This is a genomic window from Candidatus Peregrinibacteria bacterium (assembly GCA_016699755.1).
GTDB lineage: Bacteria > Patescibacteriota > Gracilibacteria > CAIRYL01.
Genome location: CP065009.1, coordinates 539,164 through 554,653 on the forward strand (window position 1 = coordinate 539,164; position 15,490 = coordinate 554,653).

Annotated in this window: 12 protein-coding genes; 4 read left to right on the forward strand and 8 right to left on the reverse strand. The window is 40.9% G+C overall.

All coding sequences use genetic code 11. The annotated features are described in order from the left end of the window. Positions 1 to 78: 78 nt before the first annotated feature. The 3 genes from IPN35_02500 to ispG all read right to left on the reverse strand — a co-directional run bounded on the left by IPN35_02500 (position 79) and on the right by ispG (position 4,384). Positions 79 to 1,359, reverse strand: a complete 1,281-nt coding sequence (locus IPN35_02500; GenBank protein ID QQS59724.1) for a Glu/Leu/Phe/Val dehydrogenase — start codon at positions 1,357 to 1,359, stop codon at positions 79 to 81. A gap of 164 nt (positions 1,360 to 1,523) precedes the next feature. Further along, positions 1,524 to 3,086 carry a pyridoxal phosphate-dependent aminotransferase gene (locus IPN35_02505; protein ID QQS59725.1) on the reverse strand — a complete coding sequence of 521 codons (1,563 nt, stop codon included), beginning with the start codon at positions 3,084 to 3,086 and terminating at the stop codon, positions 1,524 to 1,526. An 89-nt stretch (positions 3,087 to 3,175) separates the two neighbouring features. Then, positions 3,176 to 4,384: a flavodoxin-dependent (E)-4-hydroxy-3-methylbut-2-enyl-diphosphate synthase gene (ispG, locus tag IPN35_02510; GenBank protein QQS59726.1), complete on the reverse strand. Its 1,209-nt coding sequence runs from the start codon at positions 4,382 to 4,384 to the stop codon at positions 3,176 to 3,178. An 89-nt stretch (positions 4,385 to 4,473) separates the two neighbouring features. Between ispG and IPN35_02515 the strand changes: the two genes are divergently transcribed. Then, a complete protein-coding gene (locus tag IPN35_02515) occupies positions 4,474 to 5,352 on the forward strand; it encodes a hypothetical protein (protein QQS59727.1) in 879 nt (292 codons plus the stop codon). A 164-nt stretch (positions 5,353 to 5,516) separates the two neighbouring features. Next, positions 5,517 to 7,916 (forward strand): hypothetical protein, encoded by a 2,400-nt coding sequence (locus tag IPN35_02520; GenBank protein QQS59728.1) that lies wholly within the window; start codon positions 5,517 to 5,519, stop codon positions 7,914 to 7,916. A gap of 115 nt (positions 7,917 to 8,031) precedes the next feature. Here IPN35_02520 and IPN35_02525 read toward each other — a convergent pair whose 3' ends face one another. Further along, positions 8,032 to 9,429 (reverse strand): V-type ATP synthase subunit B, encoded by a 1,398-nt coding sequence (locus IPN35_02525; GenBank protein ID QQS59729.1) that lies wholly within the window; start codon positions 9,427 to 9,429, stop codon positions 8,032 to 8,034. Between the two features lie 169 nt (positions 9,430 to 9,598). Between IPN35_02525 and IPN35_02530 the strand changes: the two genes are divergently transcribed. Both IPN35_02530 and ilvC read left to right on the forward strand, forming a co-directional pair. Continuing rightward, complete coding sequence (locus tag IPN35_02530; protein ID QQS59730.1) at positions 9,599 to 10,345, forward strand: hypothetical protein; 747 nt, start codon at positions 9,599 to 9,601, stop codon at positions 10,343 to 10,345. Between the two features lie 66 nt (positions 10,346 to 10,411). Further along, positions 10,412 to 11,395, forward strand: a complete 984-nt coding sequence (gene ilvC, locus IPN35_02535; GenBank protein ID QQS59731.1) for a ketol-acid reductoisomerase — start codon at positions 10,412 to 10,414, stop codon at positions 11,393 to 11,395. Between the two features lie 43 nt (positions 11,396 to 11,438). Here the strand turns inward: ilvC and IPN35_02540 are convergent, their stop codons facing one another. From IPN35_02540 to IPN35_02555, 4 genes are all read right to left on the reverse strand, one after another. Continuing rightward, on the reverse strand, positions 11,439 to 11,942 hold the full coding sequence (locus IPN35_02540) for a dihydrofolate reductase (GenBank protein ID QQS59925.1): 504 nt from the start codon (positions 11,940 to 11,942) through the stop codon (positions 11,439 to 11,441). 60 nt (positions 11,943 to 12,002) lie between these two features. Beyond that, positions 12,003 to 12,902: a thymidylate synthase gene (gene thyA, locus IPN35_02545; protein ID QQS59732.1), complete on the reverse strand. Its 900-nt coding sequence runs from the start codon at positions 12,900 to 12,902 to the stop codon at positions 12,003 to 12,005. Between the two features lie 3 nt (positions 12,903 to 12,905). Further along, complete coding sequence (locus IPN35_02550; GenBank protein ID QQS59733.1) at positions 12,906 to 14,171, reverse strand: insulinase family protein; 1,266 nt, start codon at positions 14,169 to 14,171, stop codon at positions 12,906 to 12,908. A 68-nt stretch (positions 14,172 to 14,239) separates the two neighbouring features. Continuing rightward, on the reverse strand, positions 14,240 to 15,481 hold the full coding sequence (locus IPN35_02555) for a UDP-N-acetylmuramoyl-tripeptide--D-alanyl-D-alanine ligase (protein ID QQS59734.1): 1,242 nt from the start codon (positions 15,479 to 15,481) through the stop codon (positions 14,240 to 14,242). Positions 15,482 to 15,490: the final 9 nt, after the last annotated feature.

Below are 15,490 nucleotides of genomic sequence, written 5' to 3' on the forward strand. Positions count from 1 at the left end.
CAATCAAAAAAAGGAATTCTAAAACTTTGCACAATTTTTATTGTGCAAAGTTAAATTATATCTCATTCGCTCTTCTCTCTAAATTCGTCCTCGAAATTTCATTGCTCGTTCAATTCTTTTGAGTGCCGTCACAAAAGCAGATTGACGCAATGTTACGGGGTATCCTTCACCAGAAGCAATTTTTTTCTTCAATTTTTCAGAAGACTCCTCACAGAGTCTTTGATTTTCAAGAACCTCATCAAGCGCATTATTCATAATAATCTTAAGACGCCGGTGAACTTTGTTGAGTGACCAATACAAATTTGACTCATTCTGTACAAGTTCAAAATATGAAACCGTGACACCACCTGCATTAGCAAGAATATCGGGTATAACCGGAATTCTGCGTTTTGCAAGAATTTTGTCTGCCTCTGGCGTTATTGGACCGTTGGCAAGTTCCATAATCATTTGTGCGCAAACAGCATCAACATTGTCTGATCGAACTTGATTTTCAAGAGCCGCCAAAACAAGAAGATCGCAAGAGAGAGACAAAAGTTCCTCATTGGATATCTGTTTTCCTCCTGCCATTTTTGAAACTGTTCCATGTTCTTTTAGGGCACAATATGCCCCTGGAATGTCAATGCCTTTCTCTGAAAAAACTCCACCACCAACATCTGAAACCGCAAGAACACGAATACCTTTCTCATGAAGAAGACGTGCCATATGTCCGCCAACATTTCCAAACCCCTGAACTACCGCTGTTTGTACTTCTCTTCCTACTTTTTCGAGATAGCGTTCTAATATATAGATACCTCCTTGTGCTGTTGCCGCATCTCGACCAACACTTCCTCCAATTTCTAGTGGCTTCCCCGTCACAACACCAAAGGTTGTTTCCCCTTGAAGTCTGCTGAATTCATCGGCCATCCATCCCATAATTCTCTGATTGGTGTACATATCTGGAGCAGGAACATCTTTTCGAGGACCAATAATGGGGGCAATCGCCTGAACATAACCGCGAGTAAGTCGCTCAAGCTCTGCATCTGAAAGATGAGAGGTGTCTACCTTGACTCCCCCTTTTCCTCCGCCAAGCGGAATATTAACCACTGATGTTTTAATGCTCATCCATGCGGCAAGCGCCTTCACTTCTTCAAGATTTAAGTCTTTTGAGTAGCGCACTCCCCCTTTTGCCGGTCCACGAATAGTACTATGTTGAACTCGATACCCTTCAAATACCTGAATTTCTCCAGAATCCATGCGAACTGGAATAGAGACAAAAAGGATGCGCTCGGGGTTTTCGAGAATAACCTTCGCATCTGCTGTCAGCTCGAGGAGATTCCCTGCTTCTTCCATTTGTGCTAACATGTTCCGAAAAAGTGACATTTTTATTAATAAAAGAGAAAATCATAAACAATGGTATTTATCATTTTGTGCAAAATCAATTTATAAATCTTACAAAACAATTCTCAAAAAAAAGATAAAAGATTCAATACTGGGCAAGGAAAATATACCTCTCCGAAAAAAGAAGCAAAAACTTTGAAGAAAAATTATTTTCGAAGTAGTTTCGAAAAAATAGCTCCCGCTTTTTTCGTATTTTCGTACGAAAGATTTGGTAATGAAACACGAATAAGACGCTTTGTATTCTGTTTTTTCTGATCTTGCTTTGGGAAAAATTTATGTGCTGGCATTACGATGAGTCCACCCTCTACCGCCAACTCTGTAAGCACCTGTTCAATTGGCTTTTCTCGTGTCTCTGACCCCTCTATTTTTGAGATATCAATAATGCCATAATACATATTTTTCGGCTCTGGAAGTCCAGCAGAAGAATAGAAGCTCAACACTTTTTTTCGCAGATGATCCACATATTCTTTTCGTTCTTTCTTTCCGAGAAGAAGATGACAGAGTCCTAATATTTGAGATGGACCCGGAACACCAGAAATATGCTGAAAAACGCCAATAGTACGTCCTCCAAATGATTTCGCAAGAAAGAGGAACCAGCGCATATCCGAATATTTTTCTAAAAATCCTGGACACTCTGGTTCCAAAATTTTTTGAGCAATAAAGTAACGTGCCTCTGGAGCCAGATACAAGCTTCCGAGGCGAACGCCTGTAGAGCGCTCTATTTTAGAAATAGCATCAAGATGAATGGTACGTTTTTTTGCTCGCTCTATTTTGGAAATACTCTCTTTTTTAGGGAAAAAATGCGCATAAACTTCATCAGTCAAAATGATGGAATTATGTTTTTCTGCAATATCGGTAATGCTTTCTAAAACTTTTTTTTCAAGAGGAAATCCTGTGGGATTGTTGGGGTCAATAAGGATAATCGCTTTAATTCTCTTCGGTGAGTGAAGTGCATTTTGAATACTCTCTTCATCTACCTCTCCTGTTTCTGGATTGATAGAGATGGAAAGAAGATGAAGCTTTCGATCTTCCGCAAATTGCATATAGGGAGCATAGACGGGAGATATCATAAGAAGAGTATCTCCTTCTTGCAGAAAACCGACCCCCTCTTCTCCGAGACTTTTGAAAAACATTCCTACCCCCTGAGATGCACCAAGTAAAAGAACGATGTCTTCAAAACTCACGGGAAATCCAAAGGCATTACTATGCTCTTCGGCAATTGCCATTCGTGTTACCATCTCTCCCCATGGATTAGGGTACCGCCCACCAGAAAGAACAGAAAATTTAAAGAGATCAAAGAGAATTTCGAATCGTGTTTTTGGAATTCCCTGTTTTTGAAAAATATTTTCGAGTGCGAAGAGAAAATCTTCAAGATCTTCTTGAAGGACTTTTCCAAATTCTGGAGCATAATGTGTCTCAATAATGTCACAAAGTGTTTTTTCAATATTGGGAAAACTTTCTTCTGTTTCTGATCCAAATCGGGAATCAGTTCGGTTATTATTTAAAACCGTATCTGCGAGGAGAAGAAAAGAAAAAAACCGCCTTCCTCGTTCGCTTGGCGCAAAACCGTATCCGGGTTCTCCTTGAGAAATATCCAAAATATTCGCTTCTCCAAAACGTTCTACAGCTTTTCGACGTAGAGAGCGAAAGGCAAGAAAAGGTGGGGTCTCTTCTACATCCCAACCCCAATCGTTGTTAAGAAACTTCATTTCTACAATTTATATTCACGAATACGATCCTGCCGAAACTGCAAGAGAAATTCAATACAAAACGAGAATGAGGCAGAAAAGTTCTTCTGCTATTTTTTTATGAATCTCTTTTGGAGGTATTCTTCTACAAATGAAAAGAAAATTTCAGAAATATTTTCCTCTCCCGAAATATTGCATATTTTTTCTCCATCTCCATAAATCTCTGCCACTTTCCCCTCCCCTCTTCCGGGGAAAAAAATACCAATATCTGCTGAACGAGCCTCACCAGGACCATTGACAATACATCCCATTACTGCAATTTTGAGTTTTTCTGAACCAGGAAAATTTTGCTTCCATTTCGGCAATCTTGCCGTGACTTCTTGTCGAATTTTCTCTGAAAATTCTTGAAAATGATTTCCCGTGGTGCGTCCACACCCCGGACAACTTGTAATTTTTGGGAAAAATGTTCGAAGCTCTAATGATTGCAAAATTTCTCGTGCAATTCGTACTTCCTGTATTCTCGATTCTCCGGAACTCGGAGTGTAAGAAACTCGAATAGTATCACCAATTCCTTCTAAAAGAAGTACAGAAAGCCCAGAAGTACTTGAAATTATTCCCGAAAGTCCGCCACCGGCTTCAGTGAGACCAAGATGAATAGCGACTTGTGTCCGATCTGCCAAAAAGCGATGAATACGAATAAGTGATGTCACTTCTGATACTTTGGCAGAAATCACCATTTGGGAAAGTGGAATACCAAAAGACTCTGCAAATGCGAGAGAAGCAAGGGCAGATTCTTGAAGCGTTTCTTCAAAAATTTCTGTATCAGATCGTGGTGTCTTCTGCATACGATTTTTATCCATTTTCTCTGCCAAAAGCTCTGGATCGAGTGAACCGCCATTCACACCAATCCGAATTGGCTTTTTGTATTTTTGCGCCATTTCCAAAATTGTTTCAAAATGACTGTCTCTTTTTTCTCCTCGTCCTATGTTTCCAGGGTTGATGCGGTATTTATCAAGGCATTTTGCCATATCGGGATATTTTTTAAGAAGAATGTGTCCATTAAAGTGAAAGTCTCCAATAATAGGAACAGGTGAAAATTTTCGAACGCGCTCTACAATCTGTGGCACCGCTTCGGCAGACTCTGGACGATCGACGGTAATACGCACCATCTCACTTCCAGCATTGGAGAGCTCTAGAATTTGATGAACAGTAGAATCAATATCTGCGGTGTCAGTATTGGTCATCGATTGAATAATGATGGGGGCATTGCCGCCGAGCATTACATTTCCCACACGAACTGGAGTTGATATTCTTCGCATTATGCACAGAAATGGTTTGCTATAAGAATAGCGGATGACTTTTTTAAAAAAAAGGCGTAGAATTTTGATAATTCCTATCAACATCAAAAATGGAAAGTATTCTCTGTTCACTTTTTCTTTCACTCCTCTTTTCTTTTTGTGGTGGAGTTTTTGGTGCGGCATTTGGGGCACTCACAGCGTTTATCATCTTTGGTACACTCATTCTTCTCTCCACACTGACATCAAACGAAATCCTTGTGAGTTTGGCACTTGGGGAATTTTTTGGTCCACATACGGCATTCGCAGGTGGAGTTGCGGCGGCGGCATACGCGGCGCATAAAAAATTACGACCAGAAAATGGAAAAAATCTCATCACTCCACTTCTTTTTTCGGGAAATCTTACTCCGCTTGTAGTGGGAGGGATTTTTGGAGTGATAGGGTTTTTGATTCAGTATCTTCTCTTGGGACTCACAGGACTCAGTGTTCATCTTCTTCCAGAGAGAGCAGATGCCATTGCTGGCAGTATTTTTGTCTCTGCAATTTTAGTGAGAATTCTTTTTTCGAACACCCCTATTTTGAATAAAAAATCTTTTGTTCTTCGGGAGAAATCTCCGCATACAAAAAATGGAATTTGGCTTCCATGGGAAACAGATTGGAAACTTATTATTTTTCTGGGAATTTTTTTTGGAGTACTCTTCTCCTCCATCTCTCTAAAAATGAACAATCCTTTTTTTGGGTTTGGGCTTTCGGCTTTTCTTCTTCTTTTTTTACATTTCGGAACGCATATTCCAGTAACGCATCACATTGCACTTCCGGCAGGAACAGCCGCACTTTTAAGTGGAAATCTCTTTCTTGGCGTTATTTTTGGAGTTCTTGGAGGGATTTTGGGAGAAATAGCCGCGCGATTCTTTTATAACGGTGGTGATACGCATATCGATCCTCCTGCATTTGCTATTTTTGTATGTTCGCTTTTCTTTTGGATTCTTTAGAAAAAGATTTGTAAATATAATGTATTATAGAATTTTTTCATAATTTTTCATCTGTATTTTTCTACTTCTACACTATGAATAATAAAAAATACATTTCTTTATTGTAAATAAGAAGGAAAGAGAGCAAGTTGTTCTTGAGAACTTCTTTCTTTTTCCCTTTCTTCATGAGAATACCTCTCTTTTTTTTACAGAGGATATTTTTTGGTCTCTCTGTATTTTTGTTGTCTGCTCCGGCATTTGCGGCAACAGAAAAAGTCTACCCTTCTGATATGGCAACCAGCTTTGCTGAAGTTGCATCTGATTCGACAAAATGGTTTTTCTATAACGATGAAATTGATGCTATAGATAATACGCTTGGCAGTTTTGTTACCGGCCCTGGAACTCCACCACTTTCATCAGCTGGAAGTGTGAATATAGATGTTACAGGAACCCAACGTAGAAATCTCAGTACGTATCAGTTCTCTGGTGTTCCGCTCGCCGATATTACCGAACTAAAATACAGTACTTACAATCCTTCTGCTGGGAACGGTGGCTCTACAGATCGCGCTGGCTATCTTAATTTTAACGTCGATTTTGATGGCTCTGATACATGGCAAAAACGACTTGTTTTTGTTCCGAGAAATAACGGAACTGTTCTTCAAGACACATGGCAGGAATGGAATGCACTTGATAATGGTAGTGGATACGGAAGTGCACTATGGAGCTACTCTGGAGCAACATGGCCAGCACCAAATGCTGCTGACGCAGGAACAACACTTAAAACATGGACAGAGATCATAACTGACTATCCAAGTGTTCGTGTTCGTGTTACTGATTCGTGGTTTGGTGTTCGTGTTGGAGAACCCTACAATGATGGTTACACAGAAAATATTGATGCTTTTGTCTTTGGAACTGCTGCAGGAAGCACCACTTGGGATTTTGAGCCGTCACCATCTCATCTTACTCTTGAAAAAGAAGTTGTTAATGATAACGATGGCACCTCAGTAGATACCGATTGGACACTCACTGCAACCGGCCCTGTTCCAATCTCTGGAATAGAAGGCGATTCTGCTGTTACGAGTGCTCCTGTGGATCCCGGAACCTACACGCTTTCTGAGTCTGGTCCAAGTGGATACACTGCCAGTGATTGGGTGTGTAACGAAGTAAATGGTGCTCCGGTAGCTGTTGCGAACGGAAATAAAGTTGATATTACTTCTGGACAGGATATAGTTTGTACGATTACCAATAATGACAATAAACATCAATTTACGGTGACTGTTGTAAAATATATTGACGGAGTTGAAGCCACTGCTGTTTCTGCAAATAACAGTGCTTTCCCTATGACGTCAAGTTGGAATGCCACAAACATTGGAGCTGGAAGTGGAAGCTATGCTCTCGGAACGGTCGGGTTTAATAACCCAAATCCATATCGAGCAACCACATCACTCATGGAAGAGGGGGCTTCTTATACCACCACTGAAGATACTGATGGAGTAGCTGTTTCAGGAGATTCAAACCTTGTTGGAAATAATTGCGCAGATGGATATCCATTTGCACTCACTGGATACACTCAGGGGGATTCTGTTCTTACTGCGGAAGGAGAAACTCCAACGCTTACTCCACCAGCATTTAACAATCTCACAGAAGACAGCGTTGTTATTGTTTGGAATGAGACCTGCAAAACTGGGCTCACTGTTATAAAAGAAGTGGTAGATGGCGATGCTGTTTCAAGTGATTTCACCATTGAGGTGAGCGATGGAGGCGGAGTCATTGAAAGTGATACAGGAATAGCAAATCCAGGAAGGACATATAATGTATCTGCTGGAAATTATGTGGTGCATGAAACAAATCCCGGACAATATGAAACCACATACGGTGGAGATTGCGATGTTGATGGAAACGTCACCGTCACAAATGGCGAAACCTCGGTGTGTACTATTATCAACACACTCATTCCAGAGACTTCCTCGTACATGGTAACAGTTATCAAGTATCTTGATGGATCTCTTGCAGCAGAAGGATCGTTCCCCATAAAAGAAATTGGAGGCGGTTCTTATGTTTTGGACGACCAAAATGGATACACGTACACGACCTCCGTTGAACAAGGAGAAAAGTATCGAATACGAGAACTCTTGAAGAAAAAGGGAGACGTGGGTCGGAGTTGTGAAGAAGGAAAACCTTATGCTCTTGTTGGATACACAACAGGAAATACATTAGGGGAAGCAGAAAATAACACTCCATCTTCCAAGATTCCTCGACTCCGAAACATCTCAGAAGACAAGGTTATCATCGTTTGGAATGAGACGTGTGAGCAGTGTGACGAAGGAAGGATAAAAGAGCTCGAAAAAGAGATACGACAATTAAAGTGGCAGTATCTAAAAGATATTCGAGAATGTCGTCATGGAAATCGTTACCAACAATGGGAATGTGTCGATGAGGTAAAGAAGGAGTATAAAAAAGATGTAAAAGATCTCGAAAATGAGCTTCAAGAAGAAGAAAACAAATGTGATGAACATCATCATGATCATGATGATGGACACGATCATGATGATGGACACGATCACGATGATCACAAGGGACATTAATGAGCTAATGTATCCCTGAAAACACAAAAAACACCCCTAGAAATGGGGGTGTTTTTTGTGTCTCAAGTAACAAATCCTGTGTCTCTTTTGAGAAAAAACAGTAAGAATCTGTTGTTTATGCTATTGCCTCGGTTTCTTCTAATTTCATGTATTTCTCTATGAGTTCCTTTTTTGCACGCTTTAACTCTGTTTTTGGAATCATTTTAAGGAGATTCCATCCAATAGTAAGTGTTTCTTCAATAGAACGATCCTCATATTCTCCCTGATTAATAAAAACACGCTCATACTCTTCTGCAAATTTGAGATGTGCTTTATCCGCATCATCAAGTGCAGACTCTCCAAGCACAACCGCAAGTTCTCGTACATCTTTTCCACGAGCATAACTCGCAAAAAGCTGATCTTTAAGGCTTGAGTGATCCTCTCGTGTTTTCCCCTCCCCTACTCCAGCTGACCAAAGCCGAGAGAGAGATTTTAATACATCTACTGGTGGCAAAACCCCTTTTTGGTAGAGCGGACGATCAATTACAAACTGTCCTTCAGTAATATATCCGGTAAGATCTGGAATAGGATGAGTAATATCGTCTTCTGGCATAGTAAGAATTGGAATCTGGGTTACTGACCCCTTTTTCCCCTTAATTCGCCCTGCACGTTCGTAAATGGTTGAAAGGTCGGTGTAAAGATACCCTGGATACCCACGGCGTCCAGGAACATCTTTTCGTGCAGCGGAAACTTCTCGAAGTGCCTCACAATAGTTTGTCATGTCCGTCAGGATTACGAGAACATGCATATCACGCTCAAAGGCAAGATACTCAGCGGCAGTAAGCGCCAAACGAGGTGTTGCAATACGCTCAACCACTGGATCTGCCGCAGTGTTAAGGAAAATAACAGAATTCTCAAGGGCTCCTGTTTTTTCAAATTCTCGTTGGAAATACTGTGCCTCTTCAAATGTTACTCCCATAGCCCCAAAAACAACGGCAAAACTTCCTCCATCTTTTACCTTTGCCTGACGAGCAATCTGCGTTGCAAGTTTGTTGTGCGGCATTCCCGATCCAGAAAAAATGGGAAGTTTCTGTCCACGAACAAGCGTGTTCATAGCATCGATAGTGGAAACGCCTGTTTGAATAAAGTCATTCGGAAACTCACGACTCACGGGGTTGATAGGAGAACCGTTAATATCCACCCTTGCTTCTGGAATGATCTCTTGTAATCCGTCAATCGGTCTTCCTGCTCCGTCAAAAATTCGTCCAAGCATTTCGGGTGAAACACCGAGTTTCATCGTCTCTCCCAAGAACTGAACTTTTGTTTCGCTCACCGGAACACCATCATTTGCCTCAAACATCTGAAGCATTGCACGTCCTTTTGATACCTCTAGTACTTTTCCAATTCGTGGCTTTTTTTCTCCAGGAACAGAAACTTCCGCGAGTTCATCATACCCAACACGAATTCCATCTGGAATATTAACAAAAAGAAGCGGTCCAGCAATGTCAGAAACCGTTTTTAACTGTATTTGCATAATTGAAAATGGCAAAAAAGCGAGGCGTATTTTGACGGAAAACAGAAGAGAAGAAAAGCTATTTTTTCAAAAAAAAGAATAGGAACAGCAAAAAATATTGAATCTTTCTTTAAAAATGAGGTATTATAGAACGATATAGCAAAAAACCAACATCTTAAAAAAGAAAAAAATGCTATCGGCAAGTGTTGATATGCTTTCGAGAATTATCAGGAGTTCTGCGCTTCTTATGGTTTTCGGATTTTCTACTTCCAGTGCTTTTCTCTTTTTTTATCAACATCAAAATCTTGAAGAGAGCTATCGCAAAATAGATTTTTCGGCGAATATGCTTGCAATGGAATCGCGTCGCCAAAAAGAAAATAATGAAAAAATACTTGTCAAATATATTCAAAATCACTCTTTTTCAGAGATGGAAAGTTTTTTGAAAAATATATCTGGTACCGATGATTTTCTGAAAGACTTTGAGGCGTGGAAAACTGTTTTTTTCGTGGAAACAACAAAAACAGAAGAGGGATTTTTCCTGAATGTTTTTACCCCCATTGGAGAGGGGGATCTTATTCATCCTTTTAGTGGTTTTATCCGAGAGAAGAAGAATAAAATAGAAGAAATTATCTGGGGAAAGCCTGCCATGGGAACTCTTCTAAAATTTGAATCACCCAAGCAAGGAGATTTTTGGAAGGCAACACTCAAGAATAATGGTCCATATCCTTGGATTCCTTCTGATCACTGGAAAAACGGTGTTGACGGAAAAGATATGACACTCATCCCTTCTCATGGAAAAAAAGAAGTGCCTCCTGGAGAAACAGGAATATTCCTGTTTCAAGAAAACGAGTCCTTCTTTCCAGAGAACGAAACCCGCGCGTTTCTTTTTCTTTTGAAGGCAGACGAGAAGCTCCCTTCGCAAGAATTTCTTCCGTAAGCAAAAAAAGAAAACTTGCGATTTTTTCCCTTCCCTGAAAAAATAATCAGGATTTTTTCCTTGTTTATGAATATTTTAAGTGAGAAAGATGCACATCCAGAAATACTTTCCGGAAAAACGGTAGCGGTTCTTGGGTATGGAGCGCAGGGGCGTGCACAAGCCATTATGCTTCAAAAGAGTGGAGTGAGTGTTGTTGTCGGAGTTCGAGAAAATGGAAAAAGTTTTCAAAAAGCACAAGAAGATGGACTTACAGTCTGTTCTTTTTCAGAAGCCTCACAAAAAGGAGACATTATTCATATTCTCTTGCCAGATGAAGTGCAAAAAGAAATATACGAGCGAGACGTGCTTCCATATCTTTCTTCTGAAAAGATTTTAAGCTTTTCACATGGATTTAATATTGTATTCCAAAGAATTACTCCGCCAGAGGGAGTAGATGTTATTATGGTGGCGCCAAAGGCTCCCGGAACGGAAGAACTGAAAGAATATGAGAAGGGATTCGGAGTTCCAGCACTTATTGCTGTTCATACAGATGCGAGCGGAAACGCAAAAGAAATAGCACTTTCCATGGCGCATGCTATGCGTTTTACAAGAGCGGGCGTACTCGAGTGTACCTTTGAACAAGAGGCATACGAAGATCTTTTCGGAGAGCAGACGGTACTCTGCGGTGGTGCGGCAGAACTCGTAAAAACTGGTTTCGAAGTACTTACAGAAGCAGGATACCCACCAGAAATGGCATATTTCGAATGTCTCCATGAACTCAAGCTTATTGTAGATCTCATGTACGAAGGAGGTATTGAACACATGTATGATGTGGTCTCCAATACCGCGGAATTTGGAGGACGCACTGTTGGACCAAAAATCATTGATGCCGGAACGAAGGAGCGCATGAAAGAGGCTCTCAAAGCAGTAGAAACCGGAAAGTTTGCCAAAGATTGGATGGAAGATTATGAAACCGGCTTACCACTTCTTACAAAACTCCGAAAAGAGCAATCGGCACATCCAATTGAAGAGACCGGAAGAAAAGTGCGAGGATTATTTCGAAAAGGATAAGCTATTCCTCGGCAAAGAATTTATGATCACGTCCTGAAAAGTATCACCTCTTTTCCTCTTCTTTTCGCGCGAACCGAACAATATCAAACGCATATTCGTTTTGTGAGTCTTTTGAAAAGTGCTGTCGAGAAACTTCTTCCCATTTTGAAAAATCTACGACTGGAAAAAAAACGTCTGCATTTGGGAAATCTGCATCCACAAAAGTGATACAAATTTCTGTTGTGTAAGGAAGAGCTTTTTTATAAACCTCGGCTCCACCAATAACACACGCCGGATGCCGAAGATTTCGAGCAAAATAGAGTGCCGATTCAAAAGAAAGTGCAGTATCGACTCCTCGGAATGAAAAGTGAGAATTGGATGTGATGACAATATTTTTTCGCTCAGGAAGCGGTTTCCCAATAGAAAGAAAGGTGTTTTTGCCCATGATAAGTGTTTTTTCTTTGGTGTAATCTCGAAAATGCTTTAAATCATCTGGAAGATTCCAGAGAAGTGCATTCCCTCCTCCGAGCTCTCTGTTTTTCCCGATAGCGGCAATAAGAAAAAGAATATTCTATAAAAACAACTTCATTGTACTGTGTGCACTTTAAAAAAGAAAAGGGGAGGTTCTTTACACGGCGATATCCCCTTGTATTGCTGGATGTGGATCGTATCCTATAAGCTCAAAATCCTCAAAAACAAAATCGAAGATGTCCTTCTTTTTTAAATTTAGTTTTATGCGCGGAAGTGTCCTTGGCTCACGTGAAAGTTGGAGTTGTATTTGATCGAAATGATTTTGGTAAATGTGCACATCGCCAAATGTGTGAACAAAATCTCCTGGTTCAAGATTGGCACACTGTGCCATCATCAGTGTGAGAAGTGAATAAGAAGCAATATTAAATGGGACTCCAAGAAAAAAATCGGCACTTCGCTGATAGAGTTGACAGTGGAGTTTTCCGTTGGCGACATTAAACTGAAATAATGTATGGCAAAGCGGTGGCGCAGAACGCTTTCCATGAATAAGTTCTTGAATATCCGCCACATTCCAGCCACTCACGATCATCCGTCGAGAGTTGGGGTTTGTTTTTATCTCTTCAAGAACATTGGCAATCTGATTAATTTTTTCGCCATTTTTTCCTTCCCAACGTATCCACTGTTTACCATAGACCGGTCCCAACTCCCCCCATTTCTTTGCAAATTCCTCATCTTTTCGAATTTTTTCCACAAATTCCTCTAGTGTTTCTCCTTCATAGGCATCACTCGATTTATAGCCTTCATATGGCCATTCATTCCATATTTTTACATTTTGAAGCACAAGGGGGCGAATGTTTGTGCTTCCCGAGAGAAACCACAGGAGTTCGTGAATAATAGCGCGTAAGTACACTTTCTTTGTCGTGAGAAGTGGAAATCCATCGGCAAGAGAAAATCGCATTTGCGCTCCAAAAAGCGATCGAGTTCCGGTACCGGTTCGGTCTTCTTTGTCGATTCCCTCTTGAAGTATTTTTTGCACTAAAGCAAGGTACTCTTTCATGGATTAGGAGATAATTTGCAAAAATTCTTCTTCTCGACCAGAAAACGGACCAATGAGTGAGAGGTGACATTTCTCGGGAACAAGAAGCTCTTTAGCAATTTTTTGAATATCTCTTAGGGAAACCGATTCGATTTTTTGAAAGAGTTCCTCCAGAGGAAAAACATCTCCCCGTAAAATTGCCTGCACTCCGAAAAAACTTGCTCGTTCTTCACTATCTTCCATACGAAGCGTGAGTTTTCCTTTCAAAAAACTTTTCGCTTTTGCAAGTTCTGCCTCATCAATGCCCTCTTCAGCAATACGTCGATATTCTTCTGAAATAGCAGCAATCGCTTCAGGAACACGGCGTAAATCAACACCAGCATGAGTTGAAATAACGCCTGTGTCAGAATATTGATCGGCGGAGGTATGAATGGAATAGCAGAGTCCTTTTTCCTCGCGCACAGCAAGGAACATGCGCGAACTCATATTTCCTCCAAGAATAACTGCAAGAAGACGTGTGGCATATTCTTGCGGATTTCCAAGTGGAACACTTGGGTAACCAATTACAAGATGCGCCTGCTCTGTTTTTTTTTCGCGAACATGAACTCGTTCCACCTCTTGCTTTTTGGGAATGGCGTCAAATTGTCGGGATTTTTTTCGTTCATCAAATGTAAAAAATGATTTCGTCAATGCTTCGGCTTTTTCTGGCGTAATGTCTCCTGCCGCAATGACCACTGTGTTGTCGGCACTATAGAGATCGTGACGAAAAGCACGAAAATCGTCCGCAGAAAAGGACTGAATTGTTTCGGGGAGACCAATTTGGTCACGCCCCATGGGAGTATCACCAAATAGAATATGTTCAAAATCCCATCCCACCTGATACATGGGTGTATCCTGATACATGTTGAGCTCCTCAAGAATAACACCTCGTTCTCGCTCAATATCTTCTGCAGAAAGTTTTGTGGAAATAAGCATATCCGAAAGCACATCAAATGCGGTTTCGACCTGCTCTCCAGAGCACTTTACATAATAGCCAGCATATTCTTTTCCGGTAAAGGCGTTAAAATCGCCGCCAATACCATCAATGGTTTCGGAAACTTTTTTTGGGGTGTCATACTTTTTTCCGCCTTTAAAAAACATGTGCTCAAGAAAATGAGCAATTCCCCGCTCTTTATCCGATTCATACCGACTTCCCGCACCCACCAAAATAAGCACTGTAACAGATTTTGTTCCCTCTACTGGTGCAGTAACAAGTCGTAATCCATTTGAAAATTTTTTTTGTGAAAACATAAATTCGCAAAAGAAAAGAAGGTTCGACAACCATTTTGCAGGAGAAACGGCAATGGAGCAACGAAAAACTATGTTGATTGGTCTCTCCACCTCTTCGAATTCCGACAAAGGTGTTTTTCATCATTAGGATTTTTGAGGAGCATGCGAATAGCTTTTTCCAAAAACACCTTATTTTGTGATCCTTTCACGAGGAGAAAATCCCCTTCTTTGAGGCTACTCTGTAAAAAATTTCCTGCTTTGTTCGCATCTTCAAAACACCTAAGTGGAACTTTTTCGGCAACACCTTTTGCAAATGCCTCCGCATTTTTCCCTACAAAAACAAGTTCATCTACATATTTTGCGGCAGTTTCCCCAAGACGAACATGCTCACTAAAAGCGAGTTCTCCAAGCTCATTCATATTTCCGAGAAGTGCAATTTTTCTTCCGGTGATTCCTATTGTTCCAAAAGCCGAAAGAACAGCGGAAGTGGCGGCAGGAGAAGAGTTGTACGAAAAATCCCAAATGCGAGAATTGTGTATTCCTTCAAAAATTCGCCCTCTTCCAGAAGGAGGGGAAAATGTGGAAAGTGAGTCTCGGATAGTCTCTGACGGAAGACCAAACATTCGCGCTATGAGAATGGCAGGGGCCACAATTTGTGCCTGAAACGTACCAATAAGTGGAGCTTTGTACACTTCTCCATCTAATGTAAAGGAGATTCCGTCAGAATTGGAAATGATATTTTTTAAAAGTACCCCCTTTGTAAAGGGGGAATACTCAGTGTTTTCCCCAAAAAGTATGAGAGAATCTGATCGCAAACGTTGAAGTTCTTCTGTAGTTTCTGCATCGAACGCATTTCCGATAACCATTTTTTTGGCGGCATGTGCGAGCTTGAGTTTTTCTCGTCGAATATCATTCACGCTCGAAAATTGCCCTTCTGCCATGTGCACAGGAGTGATTGGTGTCATCACTGCGATATCTGGAGTTGTTATGACAAGAAGATCGTCCATGTCTCCTGGGGTATCGATACCATACTCAAGAACGAGTATTTCTGGGTGAGGAAGCGGTTGCGAAAATACATTCCAAAGAAGAGAAAGCCATTCTCCTCGTGATTCTGGCAACGTTTCTTTTTTGAGAATGGTAAGCAAAAGACCTATGGGAGTGTTGAAGTTTTGCGGACTTGTTTGAACACGAAAATATGAAGAAAGAATATGGGCAATCGCCATTCGTGTCGTTGTTTTTCCTATCGACCCTGTAATGCCAATAACGCTCGTAGCAGTGGTAAGTACTTTTCGTGCTCGAAGCGAAAGGAGGAAGAGAAAGAGTTTTTTCATAGGAGTGAA

Excerpts from the sequence above, each read along its gene's own strand:
- thyA (QQS59732.1), bottom strand. The coding sequence starts at position 12,902 with ATGAAAGAGTACCTTGCTTTAGTGCAAAAAATACTTCAAGAGGGAATC.
- IPN35_02515 (QQS59727.1), top strand. The coding sequence starts at position 4,474 with ATGGAAAGTATTCTCTGTTCACTTTTTCTTTCACTCCTCTTTTCTTTT.
- ispG (QQS59726.1), bottom strand. The coding sequence starts at position 4,384 with ATGCGAAGAATATCAACTCCAGTTCGTGTGGGAAATGTAATGCTCGGC.
- IPN35_02525 (QQS59729.1), bottom strand. The coding sequence starts at position 9,429 with ATGCAAATACAGTTAAAAACGGTTTCTGACATTGCTGGACCGCTTCTT.
- IPN35_02500 (QQS59724.1), bottom strand. The coding sequence starts at position 1,359 with ATGTCACTTTTTCGGAACATGTTAGCACAAATGGAAGAAGCAGGGAAT.
- IPN35_02530 (QQS59730.1), top strand. The coding sequence starts at position 9,599 with ATGCTATCGGCAAGTGTTGATATGCTTTCGAGAATTATCAGGAGTTCT.
- IPN35_02555 (QQS59734.1), bottom strand. The coding sequence starts at position 15,481 with ATGAAAAAACTCTTTCTCTTCCTCCTTTCGCTTCGAGCACGAAAAGTA.
- ilvC (QQS59731.1), top strand. The coding sequence starts at position 10,412 with ATGAATATTTTAAGTGAGAAAGATGCACATCCAGAAATACTTTCCGGA.
- IPN35_02505 (QQS59725.1), bottom strand. The coding sequence starts at position 3,086 with ATGAAGTTTCTTAACAACGATTGGGGTTGGGATGTAGAAGAGACCCCA.
- IPN35_02520 (QQS59728.1), top strand. The coding sequence starts at position 5,517 with ATGAGAATACCTCTCTTTTTTTTACAGAGGATATTTTTTGGTCTCTCT.
- IPN35_02550 (QQS59733.1), bottom strand. The coding sequence starts at position 14,171 with ATGTTTTCACAAAAAAAATTTTCAAATGGATTACGACTTGTTACTGCA.